The sequence below is a fragment of the Citrobacter sp. wls826 genome, from assembly GCF_005281245.1.
GTDB classification, from domain to species: Bacteria; Pseudomonadota; Gammaproteobacteria; order Enterobacterales; family Enterobacteriaceae; genus Citrobacter; species Citrobacter braakii.
The window spans coordinates 8,613-28,440 of the sequence record NZ_SZWS01000019.1; the positions used below are offsets into that span (position 1 = coordinate 8,613).

Genomic DNA, 19,828 nt, shown 5'->3' on the forward strand with positions numbered 1-19,828 from the left:
AGGCTTCCCGTTCCGGCACGTAGATAGGCAGCCCAAAGCGGCTTTTTACTTCACCGACTTCGGCCACCAGCTCCAGGCGACGTGCCAGTAAACCCAGCAGCGCCTTGTCGACTTCATCAATTTGATCGCGTAATGCGGTCAATTCAGCAACCATAACCAACCTCTTATGCTACACGCGCCGACAGCTGGCCGTTTAAATCCTGGCTAATTTCACGCAGTAGCGCATCCGTCATTTCCCAGCTAATGCAGGCATCAGTTACAGACACGCCGTATTTCATTTCGCTACGCGGCTGTTCAGAAGACTGGTTGCCTTCGTGAATATTACTTTCAATCATCAAGCCAATGATCGAGCGATTGCCATCTTTGATTTGTGCAATCACGGATTCAGCCACGGCAGGCTGGCGGCGGTAATCTTTATTGGAGTTACCATGACTGCAATCTACCATCAGAGAAGGTCGTAGTCCCGCCTGCTCCATCTCTTTTTCGCACTGGGCGACATCTGCCGGGCTGTAGTTCGGCGCTTTACCACCGCGCAGGATCACGTGACCGTCCGGGTTACCCTGAGTTTGCAGCAGTGCAACCTGTCCAGCCTGGTTAATACCAACAAAGCGGTGCGACTGTGCCGCCGCGCGCATCGCGTTAATGGCGGTCGCCAGGCTACCGTCAGTACCGTTCTTAAAGCCGACCGGCATCGAAAGACCGGAAGCCATTTCGCGGTGAGTCTGCGATTCCGTGGTACGCGCACCGATTGCAGACCAGCTAAACAGATCGCCCAGGTATTGCGGGCTATTGGGATCCAGCGCTTCAGTTGCCAGCGGTAGTCCCATATTCACAAGTTCAAGCAGCAGCTGACGCGCAATTTTCAGGCCGGCTTCAACATCAAAAGAGCCATCCATATGAGGATCGTTAATTAACCCTTTCCAGCCGACGGTGGTACGGGGTTTTTCAAAATAGACGCGCATCACCAGGTAGAGGCTATCGCTGACCTCTGCGGCAAGGGCTTTAAACCGACGAGCGTACTCAATAGCCATTTCAGGATCGTGAATGGAACACGGACCACATACCACCAGCAGGCGCGGATCGCGACCAGAGATAATATCTGAAATGGTTTTACGCGACTGGGAGATTTGCGCTTCTTGCGCCTGGCTCAGCGGGAATTCAGCTTTCAGCTGCTCCGGAGTCATCAGAACCTGTTCGTCGGTAATATGTACGTTGTTCAGCGCGTCTTTTTGCATGGTGGTGATCCTGTTTAGCTCGTTTGCGATAGTTGATCCTCAGCGAGGAGGAGATAACGATAACACAACAGGTAAAGATTTCAATCCACAAACCGTAAATTTTAATTTACAACATACACTTTAATGACAGAATACGCCCTCCACTTCGTACATTAAAATTTACACCATCCGGTATTGAGATCCACTATGCTTAAAAAAACGAGGGAGTACAGGCAATGAAGCAACTCATCAGCACCCTATTTCTATTACTTCTTAGCGGATGTCAGATAGATCCTTATACCCACGCCCCCACATGGACGGGAACCGCCTGGTACGACGCCGGAATACAAGATGCCATTTCGGGGTATGCCGTTAAAGATAATGAAACTCTTGCCGACAACTACAATGACCCCGAAGTCGATCGTACGGAATATCTTAAGGGTTATGCCGAGGGACAACGTAAAATCTGCCAGCCGGATTTTGTTTACGCCAGAGGTTTGACCGGGAAAACCTTTCCCCCAAGTTGTGATACGGTCGAAAATATTGACCAGTTACGCAGTGCCTGGCAAAAAGGAGCAAACGAAGGTGCTACCTCAATAAGATTAAATTAAACAATAGCTTATATTTTATAAATTACTAAGATTTAACTTAAATTACTAATGGCTTTCCACCTGGCATAATGACGGCTTAGTAAAATAATGTTATTTTGTCCTAAATAATCTTGAATGTATTTCGACGTTTTACGGCAAACGCTGGTAGGTAACTATTCATGAGCTATTCTTACCGACTCATACTTCTACTGGCACTGCTCCTGACCGGATTACCGCTGTACGCCCAAAGCGTTACGGAAGAAGCAAAATCTGTACGCGCTATGGTTTCCGGCATCGTCAGTTATACGCGCTGGCCTGCACTGTCCGGGCCCCCCAAACTGTGTATTTTCTCTTCATCGCGTTTTTCCAGTGTCCTGGGAGATACCAGTGCCGGAGCATTACCCTATCTTCCCGTCATCATTCGTACGGAACAAGAAATATTAGTTTCGCAGTGTGATGGCTTTTATTTTGGAAAAGAATCCCCTACTTATCAGGTGGAATTAAAGAATAAATATCCGTCTAAGGCATTGCTATTAATTGCCGAACAGAACCCCGAATGCGTTATTGGCAGCGCCTTTTGCCTCATAATTAAAGATGAAGATGTGAGATTTTCCGTAAATATGGATTCCCTTTCACGCAGTGGCGTAAGGGTCAGTCCGGACGTATTAATGCTTGCACGGAATCAGAAGCATGGATAAGGGCCATTCTCCCATAACACGCCCGACGTTTAAGCGGACATTACGGCGTATCAGCATAATCAGCGTTCTGGTAACTATGACGCTGATCTGGCTGCTGCTCAGCATTTCTTCGGTGCTGGCATTGAGACAGTATGCGCAAAAGAACCTGGATCTGACCGCTGCAACCATGACCCGCACACTTGAAGCAGCATTAGTTTTTTCTGATGGCGTCGCGGCAACTGAAACGCTGGCAGCACTGGGCCAGCAGGGGCAATTTTCCGTTGCAGAAGTTCGTAATAAAAACCAGAAGGTGATCGCCACCTGGCGCTATAACGCGCAGGATACAACTGAAAAAATCAGCGGACTTATCAGCCACTGGCTGTTCCCACAACCGGTCACTCAACCTATTTTGCATAATGGCAACGTCATCGGCGAAGTACGATTGACTGCGCGCGATAGTGTTATCAGCCATTTCATCTATTTGTCGCTGGCCGTCCTTACCGGGTGCATTCTGTTGGCCTCTGGCATTGCATTAATGCTCACTCGTTATTTACATAATGGCGTCGTGGAAGCCCTGCAAAATATAACCGAGGTGGTACATGATGTTCGTACCAACCGTAACTTTTCACGGCGCGTTTCAGAAGAGCGCATTGAAGAGTTTCACCTTTTTGCCCAGGATTTTAATAGTCTGCTGGACGAGATGGAGGAGTGGCAACTTAAACTGCAGGCAAAGAACGCCCAGCTTTTGCGTACGGCGCTACACGATCCGCTGACCGGCCTGGCGAATCGCGCCGCATTTCGCAGCAGCATTAACGCCCTGATGAATGACCATGCCGCCCACAGCAGCTCCGCACTGTTATTCCTTGATGGTGATAATTTTAAATTTATTAATGATACCTGGGGCCACGCAGCGGGGGATCGGGTCCTGATTGAAGTTGCAAACAGGCTGGCCGAGTTTGGTGGTAATCGACATCACCCCTACAGACTTGGCGGCGATGAGTTCGCTATGGTGCTGTACAGCGTTCACTCTGAATACGAAGTTCAGCGGATATGTGCGGCACTGTCACACGAGTTTAACCGACCTTTTGACCTGCATAACGGTCATCAGGCAAGCATGACTCTCAGCATTGGTTTTGCGCTGACGTGGGAACATGCCTCTGCCGAGAAATTACAAGAACTTGCCGATAAAAATATGTATCAGGCCAAAAATTTGCGTTCTGAACGCATTATTAAAAAATAAGGACTTACACATGCTAAAACGTCTATCATCCCCTTTCCTTCTGCTTTTACTGATTTTGGCAGGCTGTCAGGCACCTCAGGGAAAATTTACCCCGGAGCAAATTGCAGCCATGAAATCGTACGGATTTACCGAAGCTTCCGGAGACTGGTCTCTTGGTCTGTCTGACAACATCCTGTTTGACAAAAACGACTATAAGCTCCGCCCTGAAAGTGAAAAGCAGATCCAGGAAATGGCATCCAAACTGGCAGCTACCGGGCTAAACCATGCGCGTATGGATGGTCATACCGATAACTACGGCGAAGACAGCTACAACGAAGCGCTGTCGCTCAAACGCGCGAATGTGGTTGCCGATGCGTGGGCACAGGGCGCCAACATTCCCCGCACTAATCTGACAACGCAGGGACTCGGGAAAAAATACCCGATCGCCAGTAATCAGACGTCAAAAGGTCGTGCTGAAAACCGCCGGGTTGCAGTCGTGATCGCTACGCCGTAAAAGTCTTCAACTGGCTGCGCGCCGCGCAGTCATCCAATTGCAATAAAACAAAAGAGTAAGGTCGGAATAAAAAAAGGGCCAGCCTTTCGGCCAGCCCTTTTCTAACAGGATGTCGCTTGCGCGAATCTTAGTTAAGACGCTCTTTGATACGAGCAGACTTACCAGTGCGCTCACGCAGGTAGTACAGTTTAGCTTTACGAACAGCACCACGACGTTTAACAGCAATGCTGTCAACTACCGGAGAGTGAGTCTGGAAGACACGCTCAACGCCTTCGCCGTTGGAAATTTTACGAACAGTGAATGCAGAGTGCAGACCGCGGTTACGAATAGCGATAACCACGCCCTCGAATGCCTGCAGACGTTTTTTGGAACCTTCAACAACCCATACTTTCACTTCCACGGTATCACCCGGACGGAAGGAAGGTACGTCCTGCTTCATCTGCTCTTGTTCAAGTTGCTTAATAATGTTGCTCATAATTTAATCTCTTATCCTGGGTAAACTGATATTTGGGGGTCTCAGACCAGCCCATCATGTTTATGCTGCTGTTGTGCGTGTTCCGTTTTGAACTCCGCCAGCAACCTTGCTTGCTCTTCAGTCAGAGCCAGGTTTTCCAGAAGTTCAGGTCTTCTAAGCCAGGTCCGGCCCAGCGACTGTTTTAAACGCCAGCGACGTATCTCAGCGTGGTTCCCCGACAGTAACACTGCCGGTACTTCCATCTGTTCTAACACTTCAGGTCGGGTATAGTGCGGGCAATCCAGCAACCCATCAGCAAACGAATCTTCGATTGCTGAAGCTTCATGACCCAGAACTCCCGGAATAAACCGAGAAACGGAGTCGATCAGCGTCATTGCCGGTAACTCACCACCACTGAGAACGTAATCGCCGATTGACCATTCTTCGTCAATTTCGGTTTGAATCACGCGCTCATCTATTCCTTCATAGCGACCACACACCAGAATCAGCTTTTGATTCGTGGCCAGTTCGCTAACGCCCGCTTGATCAAGCTTGCGTCCCTGAGGTGACAGATAAATCACCTTTGCGCCTTCACCAGCCGCAGCTTTTGCTGCATGAATGGCGTCCCGTAAAGGTTGCACCATCATTAACATCCCCGGTCCGCCGCCGTAAGGACGATCGTCCACGGTACGGTGCCGGTCATGAGTAAAGTCACGAGGACTCCAGCTCTGGATGTTCAGCAGGCCATTTTTTACTGCCCGGCCAGTTACCCCGTAATCGGTAATTGCGCGGAACATTTCTGGAAACAGGCTAACGATACCTATAAACACAAGCCAATCCCCATAACGCCGACTTTTACCGTTTATCCGGTGGTTTAAAAACCAGGATCCCAATCTACTTCGATAGTACGAGTAGCGAGATCGACTTTCTTGATAACCTGCCCATCGAGGAACGGTACAAGACGTTCCTTGATACCAAACGCATCTTTCAGGTTTGCCTTAATGACAATGACGTCATTCGAACCGGTTTCCATCATATCGACGACTTTACCGAGATCGTAACCTTCAGTGGTCACTACCTGGCAGCCCATAAGGTCTTTCCAGTAGTAGGAACCATCTTCCAGCGCTGGCAACTGCGAGGAATCCACGACAATTTCGCAATTAGTCAGTAGATTCGCCGAATCACGATCGTCAACGCCTTTCAGCTTGATGATCAGATCCTGATTGTGGTGCTTCCAGCTTTCCAGCTGTACTTGCTGCCACTGACCCGCCTTCTGGATAAACCAGGGCTGATAGTCAAAAATGCTTTCGGCGTCTTCAGTGGAAGAAAACACTCTGAGCCAACCACGGATACCGTAAGAAGACCCCATTTTCCCCAAAACGATGGGTTCCACAGGAGCCTGCGCGGCGAGTTGCTTGCTCATCATGACCACCGTGACAGATTAAGCTGCTTTGTTTGCTGCTTTGATCAGCGTAGCTACGCGATCAGAAATAGTCGCGCCCTGGCCAACCCAGTGAGCGATGCGATCCAGATCCAGGCGAGTGCCTTCTTCTTTTTCGCTAGCGATTGGGTTAAAGAAGCCAACGCGCTCGATGAAGCGACCGTTGCGTGCATTACGGCTGTCGGTAACAACAACCTGGTAGAACGGACGCTTTTTAGCGCCGTGACGAGCTAAACGAATAGTAACCATAACATCCTCTTGTGTGAATAAAACACCCAGGCCCCATCGAGGAACGGAGCCCGGGTGTCATATTAAAAGCCCGAAAATTTTACTGATTTCTGGGAAAAAAGCAATCAACATGTGATGAGGCTTTATACCAGGGCGTTACCATTGCAGCCAGTTTGGCGTCGGCGTGCGCGCAGAAAGCGGAACGTACATGCAGTACGTGAGCATTTCGAGCCCACCCCGACGTAAAAAAGGCAAATTAGGTAGCCCGATATATTTATCTACCAGGGAAGCCTGGCGGCATCATACCCTTCATGCCACGCATCATCTTCGCCATACCGCCTTTCTTCATTTTCTTCATCATGCGCTGCATGTCGTCGAACTGTTTCAGAAGGCGGTTTACGTCCTGTACCTGCATACCGCAGCCGGCAGCAATACGGCGTTTACGGGAACCTTTGATGATTTCCGGCTTAGCGCGTTCTTTCATCGTCATCGAGTTGATGATGGCTTCCATACGCACCAGCACTTTATCGTCCATCTGCGATTTCACGTTGTCTGGGATCTGCCCCATGCCCGGCAGCTTGCCCATCAGGCTTGCCATGCCGCCCATGTTTTTCATCTGGTTGAGCTGCTCAAGGAAATCGTTGAGATCGAAGCCGTCGCCTTTTTTCAGCTTGCTGGCTAATTTCTCTGCCTGCGCGCGGTCAACCTTGCTTTCGATATCTTCGATCAGCGACAGCACGTCACCCATGCCGAGAATACGCGAAGCAATACGATCCGGGTGGAACGGCTCCAGCGCTTCGGTTTTCTCGCCGACGCCGAGGAATTTAATCGGCTTGCCGGTGATATGACGAATAGAGAGCGCCGCACCACCACGAGCATCACCATCAACTTTGGTCAGCACGACACCGGTTAACGGCAGCGCTTCGTTGAAGGCTTTTGCGGTATTCGCGGCATCCTGACCGGTCATGGCGTCGACCACAAACAGCGTTTCAACCGGCTTGATAGAAGCATGGACCTGTTTGATTTCGTCCATCATCGCTTCATCAACGTGCAGGCGACCAGCGGTATCCACCAGCAGCACGTCGTAGAATTTGAGTTTGGCTTCTTTCAGCGCGGCGTTAACGATATCGACCGGCTTCTGGCCGACATCCGACGGGAAGAAGTCCACACCGACCTGCTCGGCCAGCGTTTCCAGCTGTTTTATCGCCGCCGGGCGATAAACGTCCGCGGAGACCACCAGCACTTTCTTCTTGTGCTTCTCACGCAGGAATTTCCCCAGCTTACCGACACTGGTCGTTTTACCCGCCCCCTGCAGACCAGCCATCAGCACAACGGCTGGCGGCTGTGCAGCCAGATTCAGGGTCTGGTTTTCTTCGCCCATTGCCGCAACCAGTTCGTTACGGACAATCTTGACGAACTCCTGACCCGGCGTCAGGCTTTTGTTAACTTCATGACCAACCGCTTTCTCTTTTACGCGATTGATAAACTCACGCACTACCGGCAGCGCTACGTCAGCCTCCAGCAGCGCCATGCGCACTTCGCGCAGCGTCTCTTTAACGTTGTCTTCAGTAAGGCGTCCACGGCCACTGATATTGCGCAGCGTGCGCGACAAACGATCGGTTAAATTATCAAACATTGTCTCTCGCCTGGGGTGGAAACGGTCGGTCGCGACAGCGACACATCAACAGAAATTTGTCGCAGTATAACATGAAGCCGCCTTTGTTGTTATGCAACGGTTGGAGCAGCGGTCACGTAACGCTATACTGCTTTTCTTTATCACTGGCCAACTGTCGACACCTATATGCCCGTTTTTGCTCTGCTCGCCCTTGTCGCCTACTCAGTCAGCCTCGCGCTGATTATTCCCGCTCTGCTGCAAAAAAACAGCGGCTGGCGGCGTATGGCTATTCTCTCTGCGGTCGTCGCGCTGGTAAGTCATGCTATCGCCCTGGAAGCGCGAATTCTGCCCGGCGGTGAAAGCGGACAAAACCTGAGTCTGTTGAACGTCGGCTCACTGGTTAGCCTGATGATCTGTACGGTAATGACTATCGTCGCTTCCCGCAATCGTGGCTGGCTATTGCTGCCCATTGTCTACGCCTTTGCGCTAATCAACCTGGCCTTCGCCACGTTTATGCCGAACGAGTTCATCACCCATCTCGAAGCTACGCCGGGCATGATGATTCACATCGGGCTATCGCTATTCGCTTACGCCACGCTGATTATCGCTGCACTGTATGCGCTGCAACTGGCATGGATCGACTACCAGTTGAAAAACAAAAAACTGGCCTTCAGCAATGAGATGCCGCCGCTAATGAGTATTGAGCGGAAAATGTTTCATATCACCCAAATTGGCGTGGTTCTGCTGACGCTCACCCTGTGCACAGGCCTGTTTTACATGCATAACCTGTTCAGTACCGAGAACATTGATAAAGCCGTTCTCTCTATCGTGGCATGGTTTGTCTATATCGTTCTGTTGTGGGGGCATTACCATGAAGGCTGGCGCGGACGTCGCGTCGTATGGTTTAACGTCGCAGGCGCAGGCATTCTAACGCTGGCCTATTTCGGCAGTCGTATCCTGCAGCAGTTCGTGAGTTAAATCTTTAAGGAACCCTACGTGGAACACATCTCCACCACCACGCTCATTGTCACGCTTCTCATCATGGTGGTCATTTCCGCCTATTTTTCCGGTTCTGAAACCGGAATGATGACCCTGAATCGCTATCGTCTACGTCATCGGGCCAAGCAGGGAAATCGTCAGGCAAAACGCGTTGAAAAGCTACTTCGTAAGCCGGACCGCCTGATAAGCCTGGTGCTCATCGGTAATAATCTGGTGAATATTCTGGCCTCCGCGCTCGGCACCATTGTCGGTATGCGCCTGTATGGCGATGCGGGTGTCGCCATTGCCACTGGGGTACTGACGTTTGTCGTGCTGGTTTTTGCCGAAGTACTGCCCAAAACTATTGCAGCGCTGTATCCAGAAAAAGTCGCCTATCCGAGCAGTGTACTGCTGGCTCCACTGCAGATTCTGATGATGCCGTTGGTGTGGCTACTCAATACCATCACGCGGCTACTTATGCGCATGATGGGCATCAAAACGGATATCGTGGTGAGCGGTTCGCTGAGTAAAGATGAACTGCGAACGCTGGTGAATGAATCGCGCTCGCAAATTTCACGCCGTAACCAGGATATGCTTCTGTCAGTGCTGGATCTGGAAAAAGTCAGCGTCGATGACATCATGATCCCGCGTAACGAAATCATCGGCATTGATATTAACGATGACTGGAAGTCAATCGTGCGTCAGCTTTCGCACTCTCCACACGGCCGTATTGTGCTGTACCGCGACTCGCTGGACGACGCCATCAGTATGCTGCGCGTACGTGAAGCCTGGCGATTGATGGCAGAGAAAAAAGAGTTCACCAAAGAGACCATGTTACGTGCCGCCGACGAAATTTATTACGTCCCGGAAGGTACACCTCTCAGCACCCAGCTCATTAAGTTTCAGCGAAACAAGAAGAAAGTGGGTCTGGTTGTTAATGAATATGGCGATATTCAGGGGCTGGTCACGGTCGAAGATATTCTGGAAGAGATTGTCGGCGACTTCACCACTTCAATGTCACCCACGCTTGCCGAAGAGGTAACGCCGCAGAATGATGGCTCGGTGATCATTGACGGCAGCGCCAACGTTCGTGAAATCAATAAGGCGTTTAACTGGCACCTGCCGGAAGATGACGCACGTACCGTGAATGGTATTATTCTTGAAGCGCTGGAAGAGATCCCGGTTGCCGGCACGCGTGTGCGCATTGGACAGTACGATATCGATATTCTCGACGTGCAGGACAATATGATTAAACAGGTGCAGGTATTGCCGGTCAAACCGCTACGGGAAAGCGTGTCGGACCAGTGAGAGTAATTCAGGCCGGGTAGCGCGTGAGCATTACCCGGCCTGAAGGCTGATTAGCCTTTGGCTTTCGCCACAGAGACCATCGCGGCGCGGATGGTACGTCCGTTCAGGGTATAGCCTTTTTGCATTACCATCAGCACATTACCGGCAGCAACGTCGTCGGACTCTACCATTGCAATTGCCTGGTGCACGTTCGGGTCCATCGGCACATCGATATCCGCAACCACCTGTACACCAAACTTCGCCACGACATCCAGCATTGACTTACGGGTCAGCTCAATACCTTCAACCATCGCCGCCATAGCGTCATTATCTTTGTCCGCCACTTCCAGCGCGCGGTCCAGGCTATCCAGCACCGGCAGCAGTTCGTTGACGAATTTTTCCAGCGCAAACTTATGCGCTTTTTCTACGTCCAGTTCGGTACGACGACGCAGGTTTTCCATTTCCGCTTTGATACGCAACACGCTGTCGCGCTCGCGAGTTTCGGCCTCAGCAAGCTGAGCTTCCAGATTCGCAATTTTTTCATCGCGCGGATCCACCTGCTCAGCAGAAGCGTCTGATTCAACCGCCTCAACTTCTTCGTGCTGATCCATGATAATTTCTTCCGGGGCTTGCCCCTCAGGCGTTTTCTGTTCTTTACTACTCATGAATTTCTCCGCGTTTTTTTCGCATTCATCTCGCTAACTTGGCTTATTATGGGGATCAGATTCAGGGATTCAAGGGAAGTACTCACATTGTCACTAATCTTCGTTACAAGGACCTCGAGAAAATGAACAAACATTTCAAGTGTATTGGCATTGTGGGGCATCCACGTCACCCCACTGCACTGACCACACATGAAATGCTCTACCGTTGGCTGTGCACCAAAGGTTATGAGGTTATCGTTGAGCAACAAATCGCCCACGAACTGCAGCTGAAAAATGTGAAAACCGGCACGCTCGCAGAAATTGGCCAACAGGCAGACCTCGCCGTGGTAGTCGGCGGCGACGGCAATATGCTGGGCGCCGCACGCACCCTGGCACGTTATGACATCAAGGTTATTGGCATTAACCGCGGCAACCTCGGTTTTTTGACCGACCTTGACCCAGACAATGCCCAGCAACAGTTAGCTGACGTGCTGGAAGGCCACTACATCAGCGAAAAGCGCTTTTTACTCGAAGCTCAGGTGTGTCAACAGGATTGCCAGAAGCGCATTAGCACTGCCATCAATGAAGTTGTGCTGCACCCCGGGAAAGTGGCGCACATGATTGAATTTGAAGTCTATATCGATGAAATTTTTGCCTTCTCCCAACGTTCAGATGGGCTGATTATCTCGACGCCGACCGGCTCTACCGCCTACTCGCTCTCTGCCGGAGGCCCAATTCTGACGCCTTCTCTGGATGCCATTACGCTGGTACCCATGTTTCCGCATACGCTTTCCGCGCGACCGCTGGTGATCAACAGTAGCAGCACCATTCGCCTGCGCTTTTCCCATCGCCGTAACGATCTGGAGATCAGCTGTGACAGCCAAATCGCCCTGCCTATACAGGAAGGTGAAGACGTATTGATTCGCCGCTGTGATTATCATCTGAACCTGATACATCCAAAAGATTACAGCTATTTCAACACATTAAGCACTAAGCTTGGTTGGTCAAAAAAATTATTCTAATTTAACGCGAACTTCTTTACTGTATAAAAAACCAGTTTATACTGTATGAAATCACAGTTATGGTTTTTCATACAGGAAAACAGCTATGTTGGCACAACTGACCATCAGCAATTTTGCTATCGTTCGTGAACTTGAGATCGATTTCCAGAACGGAATGACCGTTATCACCGGTGAGACCGGTGCGGGTAAGTCCATTGCCATTGATGCTCTCGGTTTGTGTCTGGGCGGACGCGCAGACGCAGACATGGTGCGTGCAGGCGCCATGCGAGCCGACCTCTGCGCCCGTTTTGCCTTAAAAGATACCCCCGCAGCCCTGCGCTGGCTGGAAGAGAACCAGCTTGAGGAAGGCCGTGAGTGTTTGCTGCGTCGCGTTATCAGCAGCGATGGCCGCTCCCGTGGGTTTATTAACGGAACCGCCGTTCCGTTATCGCAGTTGCGCGAGCTGGGCCAGTTACTTATTCAAATCCATGGCCAGCATGCGCATCAGCTCCTGACAAAATCAGAACACCAAAAATCCCTGCTTGATGGTTACGCCAATGAAGCGTCTCTGACCCAGGAAATGGCTGCGCGCTACCAACTATGGCACCAAAGTTGCCGTGACCTGGCGCATCATCAGCAACAAAGCCTGGAACGCGCAGCCCGGGCGGAATTGTTGCAATACCAGTTAAAGGAACTGAACGAATTCAATCCGCAGCCGGGTGAGTTTGAGCAAATCGATGAAGAGTACAAGCGCCTGGCTAACAGTGGGCAATTGCTCACCACCAGCCAACAGGCGCTGGCTATCCTGGCTGATGGTGAAGACATCAATCTGCAAAGCCAACTGTACACCGCAAAACACCTGGTCACTGAACTGGCAGGCATGGACGGCAAACTTTCAGGTATTCTGGATATGCTGGAAGAGGCCACCATCCAGCTCAGCGAAGCCAGCGACGAGCTGCGCCACTATTGCGATCGTCTGGATTTAGACCCTAACCGCTTGTTCGAACTCGAACAGCGTATCTCCAGGCAAATCTCGTTGGCGCGTAAGCATCATGTTGCCCCTGAAGTGCTGCCACAGTTCTATCAGTCTTTGCTGGATGAACAACAGCAACTGGACGATCAGGCCGACTCGCTCGAAACCTTAACCCTGGCGGTGAACAATCACCACCAGCAGGCGCTGGAAACGGCAAAAATGCTGCACCAACAGCGTCAGCATTATGCGCAGGAACTGGGACAACTTATTACAGAGAGCATGCATGCTCTCTCGATGCCACACGGTGTCTTTTGCATTGATGTGAAATTTGAGGAACATCATCTGAGCGCAGACGGTGCCGATCGCGTGGAGTTTAAAGTGACCACTAACCCAGGTCAGCCGTTACAGCCAATTGCGAAAGTCGCTTCCGGCGGGGAACTGTCACGTATTGCGCTGGCTATTCAGGTCATTACAGCACGTAAGATGGAAACGCCTGCGCTAATTTTCGATGAGGTGGATGTTGGTATCAGCGGCCCGACGGCTGCGGTAGTGGGTAAAATGTTGCGACAGTTGGGCGAGTCAACGCAGGTAATGTGTGTTACTCACCTGCCGCAGGTTGCGGGCTGTGGTCATCAACATTTCTATGTCAGCAAAGAAACAGATGGCGCGATGACGGAAACACACATGCAGCCGCTTGATAAACGCGCTCGCCTGCAGGAATTAGCCCGTCTACTTGGCGGTAGCGAAGTGACGCGCAATACCCTCGCAAATGCAAAAGAACTGCTGGCGGCATAAACTTTTTTACCTTGTGAAGGTCTGAGTTCAACATAAAATCGCCGACCGACCCGACAGCAAAAGGTTTTAAAGTGGTGAAAGGTCTATTATCATCGGCATATTACATATGAGCCGCGTACTGCTCGGGCCCGAAAAGGAATCAAATCACTATGCGCTGTAAAACGCTGACTGCTGCTGCAGCAGTACTACTGATGTTGACTGCAGGCTGTTCCACTCTGGAGCGAGTGGTTTACCGCCCTGACATCAACCAGGGAAATTATCTGACACCTACCGATGTCGCTAAAGTGCGCACGGGTATGACGCAACAGCAGGTTGCTTATGCTCTGGGTACACCAATGATGTCCGATCCTTTTGGCACTAACACCTGGTTTTATGTGTTCCGTCAGCAACCTGGACATGAAGGCGTAACCCAGCAAACGCTGACGCTGACCTTTAACAGCAGCGGCGTATTGACCAACATTGATAACAAACCCGCTTTGACCGATAACAAGTAGGTTTAAGAGATCAAAAAAAGGTGCTCAATGAGCACCTTTTTTATTGTCTGTTACTTTTTAGCGGATTTCTCTGCTCGCTGTCTGCGCAGCTCTTTTGGGTCAGCAATCAGTGGCCGGTAAATTTCCACCCGATCGCCGTCATGCAGAACATCAGCAAGCTTTACCGGACGGCTGTAGATACCCACTTTATTTTTACTGAGATCGATATCGGTACGTAATTCCAGCAGCCCGGAAGCGCGGATAGCCTCTTCCACCGTTGCGCCCTGCTGCAGCGTTACGCGCTGTAAATACTGTTTCTCGGGTAGCGCGTACGCCACTTCAACGACAATTTTAGCCGACGCTGACACTGTAAACCTCTTTCGCGCGAACCGTGAAGGCCTGCACCATATTTGAAGCCAGTTCTTTAAAGATACGGCCAAACGCCAGCTCGATTAACTTATTGGTGAACTCAAAATCGAGGTGAAATTCAATACGACACGCTTCATGACTCAGTGGCGTAAACTTCCAGCCGCCAATCAGCTTCTTGAACGGCCCATCGACCAGATGCATCAGAATGCTCTGATTACTGGTCAGTTGATTGCGCGTGGTGAACGTTTTACTGATCCCTGCTTTCGAGACATCCACAGCGGCCGTCATTTGTCCCGGAGTCGACTCCAGTACGCGGCTACCGGTGCAACCCGGCAAAAACTGAGGATAGGACTTAACGTCATTCACTAGCTGATACATCTGTTCCGCACTGTAGGGTACTAAAGCGGTCCGGCTAATCTGAGGCATAACAATTCCCATCAATATCAATCACACAAATAATACCATTTATCACCCGCTAAAAAAAACGCTATAGCCTAACTCGTGCTAAGATAGCGCCTTGCGCCCCGCTGGATGAAATGGGGTGTTTTTCGATTCCAGATTACCTATACTGAGCGGCATTATGACGAAGAAAAAAGCACACAAACCTGGCTCAGCCACAATCGCGCTAAACAAGCGCGCACGACACGAATACTTTATTGAAGAAGAGTTCGAAGCAGGACTCGCCCTGCAAGGTTGGGAAGTCAAATCCCTGCGCGCGGGTAAAGCCAACATCGGCGACAGCTATGTCATACTCAAAGACGGCGAAGCGTTCCTGTTTGGCGCCAACTTCACGCCAATGGCTGTGGCCTCAACACACGTGGTATGCGACCCCACTCGGACCCGTAAACTGTTGTTAAACCAGCGTGAACTCGACTCCCTGTATGGTCGTATGAATCGTGATGGTTATACCGTCGTTGCGCTTTCGTTGTACTGGAAGAATGCCTGGTGCAAAGTGAAAATTGGCGTTGCGAAAGGTAAGAAACAGCACGACAAGCGCTCTGATGTGAAAGAACGCGAATGGCAGTTAGATAAAGCGCGTATCATGAAAAATGCTGGCCGCTAAATGCTACTCCCCTGTGACCAGTCTCTCCTCCTGAGACTGGTTCTTATTTTTTAGTTATCGAAACCCACACAATACATTCACCGAGTTTATAGTTTATTTATGCTGAATCGTTCAGATATGAAATAAACCCCCTGCCATTACCGTTGCGGTCTATAGTCCAATAATATAAAAGTTCAAGACCATAGCATTCATATTTCCATTTATTTAATAACACTATTATTACTATTGTTTATTATATTGACATTCATTTCAATAAAAACAAAATCATTTAAATACAATTAGTTGCCATGAAAACAACCGTTAAAAGCAAACTGGAAAGTATCCTTTTCAAATGACTAATTACTTTTTTAATATGGATAAGTTGCAGAATACTTTCTTTCTGACTATATCATCTAATACGAAAGAACTATTCAGCCGAAAGGGCCCAGACGTATTTAATCAATAAACTAACATCTATGTGACCTAATCAATGAAATTACATGTGTAAATTCATCTTTATGATGAACGGAGCCCCTGTCTGCTCATTTTCCCAGCGCGCTGTTGCGGATTAATACTCCCGGCATGCCATCAGGAGTGAACATATGCGTCTACTCGCCGTTGTATCAAAATTAACTGGCGTTTCCACAAATGTTGAAGCCTCTGAAGTTACGCTCAGTTCACCTTCTATCGTGAAACTGTCTGTGTCGCGTGAGGAGGTGAGTCAACTCACGCGCGTTAATCAGGATCTGGTTGTCACACTCCGCTCAGGTGAAACCATCACCATTAAAAATTTCTACCTCGGAAAAGGCGAAGCGCAAAACCAACTTGTTCTGGAGGACAGTAATGGCGCACTGTGGTGGGTTCAGGATACTGACGGAGCATTCCATTTCCAGCACCTGGACGATCTCACACCGCTGATGACGGCCGAAGGCAGTCATGAAGGCGGCGCCGTCTGGCCGTGGGTTCTTGGCGGGATCGCTGTCGCTGGCGGGATTGGCCTCGCTGCGGGTGGTGGTGGTGGCGGCGGCGGCGGTGGGAGTGATAATAACGCTGGAAACGGTAATGCCGGGAACGGCAATGGTAGCGGCGGCAATGGCAACGGTGGCAACGGCGAAGGTAACGGTAATGGCGACGGTGACGGTGACGGTGATGGCGGCACACCGCCAACGACAACCCCTAACAGGCCAGACGTCCCCGTTATCACCAGCATAATCGATAACCAGGAGCTGATTACTGGCCCTGTCAATCAGCAAGAATCCACCAACGATAATACGCCGACACTCCAGGGCACCGGCCCCGCGAATGCCACATTACATATTTTTGATAACGGCGTCGAAATAGGCCAGGTCACAATCGATGCCAACGGCAACTGGTCGTTTACGCCATCCTCTCCTCTGGCAGACGGCACGCACCAGTTTACCGTCAGCGCTTCAGACGGTACGGGCAGCAGTGGCATGTCGGACAGTTGGGAAATTATTGTCGATTCGCTTGCCCCCGACGCCCCCGTGGTCACTCAGGAAACCGACAATGTCGGTTCCATTACCGGCTTTATCGCCAATAACGGCGTAACCGACGATGCTACGCCGACGCTCACTGGTACAGGCGAAGTAGGTAGTTTCATCAGCATTTCTGATAACGGCATTCTGATCGGCATGGTCCGGGTGGATGACAATGGGAACTGGACATTTACACCGGACATTCCGCTCAGCGATGGTATTCACAATCTGACGCTGACGCAAACTGACGCCGCAGGTAACGTGAGCGCGGAAACGCGCGTACCGACATTCACGGTTGATACCACCCCGCCTGCAGCCGCAGTCATTTCCTCCGTTAATCCAGAAGGTAACGAGGTAACTGGTCGCGCTGAGGCGGGAAGCCTGGTCATTATCATCGGCAGTAATAATCAGGTTTTGGGTTCAACAACGGTCGGTCAAACCGGCAATTTAGTCATCGCGATTTCGCCCTCACAGACGCACGGTGAAGCGCTGATCGCGAAAATTCAGGACCAGGCAGGCAACATCGGGCCAGATACCTCTTTCAATGCCACCAACTCTGGCTACCCGGGCGTGCCTGTTATCGTCAGCATAATGGATGATTTCGCCCCCTCAACCGGACCATTGAGCAATAATCAGGCCACCAACGATAATACCCCCACGCTCTCTGGCACTGCCGACGCCAACAGCACGGTGACTATTTACGACAACGGCACAATTATCGACAGCGTACTGGCTGACGGTAACGGTAACTGGACATGGACTTCCAGCTCCCCGTTATCAGATGAGCTACACGCCTTCACCGCCACCGCGACAAACCAGTCAGGTACAGGAGGCATGTCACCAGCGTTCAATATCAGCATCGACACACAACCACCGTCAGCGCCGGACGATCTGAACGTATCTGCCGATGGCACTGTTGTTACCGGGACGGCCGAGCCGGGCAATACCGTGGTTATCACCGGCAGTGGCGGAACTCAGATCGGCAGCGGCGTCGCCGGAACGGACGGCTCATTTACCATCACCATTAACCCACCACAGACCAATGGCGAAACCATTGAAGCCATCGCAACCGATCCGGCAGGAAACCCAAGCCTGCCAGAAACGGCGCTTGCACCAGACATTACCGCGCCACAGCCCCCAACAAACCTGCTAGTTAATGGCACTGGCGACCAGGTCACCGGCAAGGCCGAACCCAACAGTACGGTCAATATTCTGGATCCAGATGGCAATATCATTGGTACGGCAACTGCCGATACGGATGGGGATTTCACCGCAACGCTGGTTCCGCCGCAAACCAACGGCGAGACCCTTACGGCAAATGCGACCGACACCGCAGGTAACAAGGGCGACAACGCCTCTGTCACCGCACCGGACACCACGGCACCTGATGCGCCAACCGGCGTCACCGTCGCCGGAGACGGCGGTTCTGTAAGCGGACATGCTGAAGCGGGAAGCACCGTCACCGTTAAAGACAGCAACGGTAACCCGATTGGCATAGGCCAGGCTGACAGCGGCGGCAATTTCACCGTGTCTATAGCGCCGTCGCAAAAGAACGGCGAAACGGTAAACGTCACAGCAACGGACAGCAGCAATAACGAGAGTCAGCCTACCTCCGCGTTGGCTCCGGATATCACTGCACCAAACCAGCCAGTTATTATTGCCGTTACTGATGATGTTGACGATTTCACTGGCCCCATCAATAACAATGGGTTAACCAACGACGATAAACCGAAAATTGAAGGCATCGCCGAAGCAGGTTCGCGGGTCAAAATTTATGATAATGGCACCCTGCTTGCGACCGTTAACGCTGATAACAACGGTAACTGGAACTATACGCCCACCGCAGCACTAAGCCAGGGCGCGCACGTATTTACGGTGACGGCAACAGACGCTGCCAACAACACCAGCAGCGCCGCCAGTTGGAAAATTATTGTCGATAGCATCGCCCCAACCGTTCCAGTAATAACGTTGATTAACGATGATGTTGGCAGCATTACGGGCAACGTTGCAAATAACGGTTGGGTCACCAACGATAACACGCCAACCCTCTCGGGTACCGGTGAACCAGGTTCACTGGTGAGCCTGTACGATGGCAGTCTGTTGATGACGGTTATTCTTGTCGACAGTTCAGGCACCTGGAGCTATACCGTTCCGGGAAATCAGGTGCTCAGCGATCGCACTCATCAGTTTACGGTATCGGCAACCGATGCCGCCGGTAATGTCATCACCTCACCCACAGTGGTCAGCGTTACCGTAGATACTCAACCGCCAGGCGATCCTGTCATTTTGGCTGCCACCGACGACGTTGGAAATGCGCCGATCGATCTGCCTTCCGGAAGCCGTTCAAACGATACCTTGCCAGAGCTGAAAGGAACCGGAATAGCTGGTTCTACAATCACCCTCTATGAGGGTTCCACGCCAATTGGCAGCACAACGGTTTTACCCGCCGGCACCTGGAGTATTCAACTCAGCCAACCACTCAGTGAAGGCGCACACAATTTATCCGCTATCGCCACGGACGCTGCAGGCAACGCCAGCAATGCAGGGAACTTTACGCTGACGATTGATACCACCCCACCAGTTGCCCCGGTTATCAGCTCTGCAGAAGGTCTTATTGGGACAAATCTACAAACGCTGAGTAACGGCAGCAGTACCAAAAGCTCGAATCCCGAACTCTCCGGAACCGGCGAGCCCGGCGCGAAGATTACGATTTATGATAATGGCGGTTCTATTGGCACCGTCACCGTACAGCCAGACGGCACCTGGACATTTACCCCAACCTCACTCGCCGACGGGCCGCATAAATTTACCGCCACGG

21 protein-coding genes are annotated in these 19,828 nt (G+C 51.1%); 11 read left to right on the top strand and 10 right to left on the bottom strand.

The window, feature by feature from the left end:
* Together FDW87_RS21745 and aroF are read right to left on the bottom strand one after the other, a co-directional pair.
* Positions 1-154: chorismate mutase (locus FDW87_RS21745; RefSeq protein WP_252363005.1), on the bottom strand; the 154-nt coding region annotated here is incomplete at its 3' end.
* 10 nt (positions 155-164) lie between these two features.
* A complete protein-coding gene (gene aroF, locus FDW87_RS04285; RefSeq protein WP_016154067.1) occupies positions 165-1,235 on the bottom strand; it encodes a 3-deoxy-7-phosphoheptulonate synthase AroF in 1,071 nt (356 codons plus the stop codon).
* Positions 1,236-1,450: 215 nt separating this feature from the next.
* On the opposite strand from aroF, the gene FDW87_RS04290 reads away from it, so the two are divergent.
* From FDW87_RS04290 to FDW87_RS04305, 4 genes are all read left to right on the top strand, one after another.
* A complete protein-coding gene (locus FDW87_RS04290; RefSeq protein WP_103284123.1) occupies positions 1,451-1,825 on the top strand; it encodes a DUF2799 domain-containing protein in 375 nt (124 codons plus the stop codon).
* A 158-nt stretch (positions 1,826-1,983) separates the two neighbouring features.
* A complete protein-coding gene (locus tag FDW87_RS04295) occupies positions 1,984-2,502 on the top strand; it encodes a YfiR family protein (RefSeq protein ID WP_016157185.1) in 519 nt (172 codons plus the stop codon).
* Positions 2,495-3,721, top strand: a complete 1,227-nt coding sequence (gene dgcN, locus FDW87_RS04300; RefSeq protein WP_016157186.1) for a diguanylate cyclase DgcN — start codon at positions 2,495-2,497, stop codon at positions 3,719-3,721. The genes FDW87_RS04295 and dgcN overlap by 8 nt, the downstream gene beginning before the upstream one ends.
* Positions 3,722-3,731: 10 nt before the next feature.
* Entirely contained in the window at positions 3,732-4,214 is a 483-nt protein-coding gene (locus tag FDW87_RS04305; RefSeq protein WP_016154071.1) for an OmpA family protein, read from the top strand.
* Positions 4,215-4,341: 127 nt separating this feature from the next.
* On the opposite strand, the gene rplS is transcribed toward FDW87_RS04305, so the two are convergent.
* From rplS to ffh, 5 genes are all read right to left on the bottom strand, one after another.
* Positions 4,342-4,689, bottom strand: a complete 348-nt coding sequence (rplS, locus tag FDW87_RS04310) for a 50S ribosomal protein L19 (protein WP_002914145.1) — start codon at positions 4,687-4,689, stop codon at positions 4,342-4,344.
* 41 nt (positions 4,690-4,730) lie between these two features.
* Complete coding sequence (trmD, locus tag FDW87_RS04315; protein ID WP_016157187.1) at positions 4,731-5,498, bottom strand: tRNA (guanosine(37)-N1)-methyltransferase TrmD; 768 nt, start codon at positions 5,496-5,498, stop codon at positions 4,731-4,733.
* A 44-nt stretch (positions 5,499-5,542) separates the two neighbouring features.
* Entirely contained in the window at positions 5,543-6,091 is a 549-nt protein-coding gene (gene rimM, locus FDW87_RS04320; protein ID WP_003031230.1) for a ribosome maturation factor RimM, read from the bottom strand.
* Positions 6,092-6,109: 18 nt separating this feature from the next.
* The gene (gene rpsP / locus FDW87_RS04325) at positions 6,110-6,358 is read right to left on the bottom strand and encodes a 30S ribosomal protein S16 (RefSeq protein ID WP_003031228.1); all 249 of its coding nucleotides are present in this window, start codon (positions 6,356-6,358) and stop codon (positions 6,110-6,112) included.
* 253 nt (positions 6,359-6,611) lie between these two features.
* The gene (gene ffh, locus FDW87_RS04330) at positions 6,612-7,973 is read right to left on the bottom strand and encodes a signal recognition particle protein (RefSeq protein ID WP_003031226.1); all 1,362 of its coding nucleotides are present in this window, start codon (positions 7,971-7,973) and stop codon (positions 6,612-6,614) included.
* Positions 7,974-8,138: 165 nt separating this feature from the next.
* On the opposite strand from ffh, the gene FDW87_RS04340 reads away from it, so the two are divergent.
* The gene (locus tag FDW87_RS04340) at positions 8,139-8,930 is read left to right on the top strand and encodes an inner membrane protein YpjD (protein WP_003031224.1); all 792 of its coding nucleotides are present in this window, start codon (positions 8,139-8,141) and stop codon (positions 8,928-8,930) included.
* 18 nt (positions 8,931-8,948) lie between these two features.
* The gene (locus FDW87_RS04345; protein ID WP_008324538.1) at positions 8,949-10,238 is read left to right on the top strand and encodes an HlyC/CorC family transporter; all 1,290 of its coding nucleotides are present in this window, start codon (positions 8,949-8,951) and stop codon (positions 10,236-10,238) included.
* Positions 10,239-10,288: 50 nt separating this feature from the next.
* Here the strand turns inward: FDW87_RS04345 and grpE are convergent, their stop codons facing one another.
* Positions 10,289-10,882: a nucleotide exchange factor GrpE gene (grpE, locus tag FDW87_RS04350; RefSeq protein WP_003031221.1), complete on the bottom strand. Its 594-nt coding sequence runs from the start codon at positions 10,880-10,882 to the stop codon at positions 10,289-10,291.
* Positions 10,883-11,004: 122 nt separating this feature from the next.
* Between grpE and nadK the strand changes: the two genes are divergently transcribed.
* The 3 genes from nadK (at position 11,005) to bamE (ending at position 14,124) form a co-directional block, all read left to right on the top strand.
* Positions 11,005-11,883 (top strand): NAD(+) kinase, encoded by an 879-nt coding sequence (nadK, locus tag FDW87_RS04355; RefSeq protein ID WP_016154073.1) that lies wholly within the window; start codon positions 11,005-11,007, stop codon positions 11,881-11,883.
* Between the two features lie 85 nt (positions 11,884-11,968).
* Positions 11,969-13,630, top strand: coding sequence for a DNA repair protein RecN (gene recN / locus FDW87_RS04360; RefSeq protein WP_016157188.1), 1,662 nt, complete (start codon positions 11,969-11,971; stop codon positions 13,628-13,630).
* A gap of 149 nt (positions 13,631-13,779) precedes the next feature.
* Positions 13,780-14,124 (top strand): outer membrane protein assembly factor BamE, encoded by a 345-nt coding sequence (gene bamE / locus FDW87_RS04365; protein ID WP_003826401.1) that lies wholly within the window; start codon positions 13,780-13,782, stop codon positions 14,122-14,124.
* A gap of 50 nt (positions 14,125-14,174) precedes the next feature.
* Here the strand turns inward: bamE and FDW87_RS04370 are convergent, their stop codons facing one another.
* Positions 14,175-14,471, bottom strand: coding sequence for an RnfH family protein (locus tag FDW87_RS04370; RefSeq protein WP_003839823.1), 297 nt, complete (start codon positions 14,469-14,471; stop codon positions 14,175-14,177).
* Positions 14,455-14,898, bottom strand: a complete 444-nt coding sequence (ratA, locus tag FDW87_RS04375; protein ID WP_003031213.1) for a type II toxin-antitoxin system toxin RatA — start codon at positions 14,896-14,898, stop codon at positions 14,455-14,457. Before ratA ends, FDW87_RS04370 begins: the two co-directional genes overlap by 17 nt.
* A gap of 154 nt (positions 14,899-15,052) precedes the next feature.
* On the opposite strand from ratA, the gene smpB reads away from it, so the two are divergent.
* Both smpB and FDW87_RS21750 read left to right on the top strand, forming a co-directional pair.
* Positions 15,053-15,535, top strand: coding sequence for an SsrA-binding protein SmpB (smpB, locus tag FDW87_RS04380; RefSeq protein ID WP_003031211.1), 483 nt, complete (start codon positions 15,053-15,055; stop codon positions 15,533-15,535).
* A gap of 581 nt (positions 15,536-16,116) precedes the next feature.
* The coding region (locus FDW87_RS21750) for an Ig-like domain-containing protein (protein ID WP_252363001.1) at positions 16,117-19,828 on the top strand (3,712 nt) is incomplete at its 3' end.

Coding starts and splice junctions, on each gene's coding strand:
- aroF (WP_016154067.1), bottom strand. CDS start 1,235: ATGCAAAAAGACGCGCTGAACAACGTACATATTACCGACGAACAGGTT.
- FDW87_RS04290 (WP_103284123.1), top strand. CDS start 1,451: ATGAAGCAACTCATCAGCACCCTATTTCTATTACTTCTTAGCGGATGT.
- FDW87_RS04295 (WP_016157185.1), top strand. CDS start 1,984: ATGAGCTATTCTTACCGACTCATACTTCTACTGGCACTGCTCCTGACC.
- dgcN (WP_016157186.1), top strand. CDS start 2,495: ATGGATAAGGGCCATTCTCCCATAACACGCCCGACGTTTAAGCGGACA.
- FDW87_RS04305 (WP_016154071.1), top strand. CDS start 3,732: ATGCTAAAACGTCTATCATCCCCTTTCCTTCTGCTTTTACTGATTTTG.
- rplS (WP_002914145.1), bottom strand. CDS start 4,689: ATGAGCAACATTATTAAGCAACTTGAACAAGAGCAGATGAAGCAGGAC.
- rimM (WP_003031230.1), bottom strand. CDS start 6,091: ATGAGCAAGCAACTCGCCGCGCAGGCTCCTGTGGAACCCATCGTTTTG.
- rpsP (WP_003031228.1), bottom strand. CDS start 6,358: ATGGTTACTATTCGTTTAGCTCGTCACGGCGCTAAAAAGCGTCCGTTC.
- ffh (WP_003031226.1), bottom strand. CDS start 7,973: ATGTTTGATAATTTAACCGATCGTTTGTCGCGCACGCTGCGCAATATC.
- FDW87_RS04340 (WP_003031224.1), top strand. CDS start 8,139: ATGCCCGTTTTTGCTCTGCTCGCCCTTGTCGCCTACTCAGTCAGCCTC.
- grpE (WP_003031221.1), bottom strand. CDS start 10,882: ATGAGTAGTAAAGAACAGAAAACGCCTGAGGGGCAAGCCCCGGAAGAA.
- nadK (WP_016154073.1), top strand. CDS start 11,005: ATGAACAAACATTTCAAGTGTATTGGCATTGTGGGGCATCCACGTCAC.
- recN (WP_016157188.1), top strand. CDS start 11,969: ATGTTGGCACAACTGACCATCAGCAATTTTGCTATCGTTCGTGAACTT.
- bamE (WP_003826401.1), top strand. CDS start 13,780: ATGCGCTGTAAAACGCTGACTGCTGCTGCAGCAGTACTACTGATGTTG.
- ratA (WP_003031213.1), bottom strand. CDS start 14,898: ATGCCTCAGATTAGCCGGACCGCTTTAGTACCCTACAGTGCGGAACAG.
- smpB (WP_003031211.1), top strand. CDS start 15,053: ATGACGAAGAAAAAAGCACACAAACCTGGCTCAGCCACAATCGCGCTA.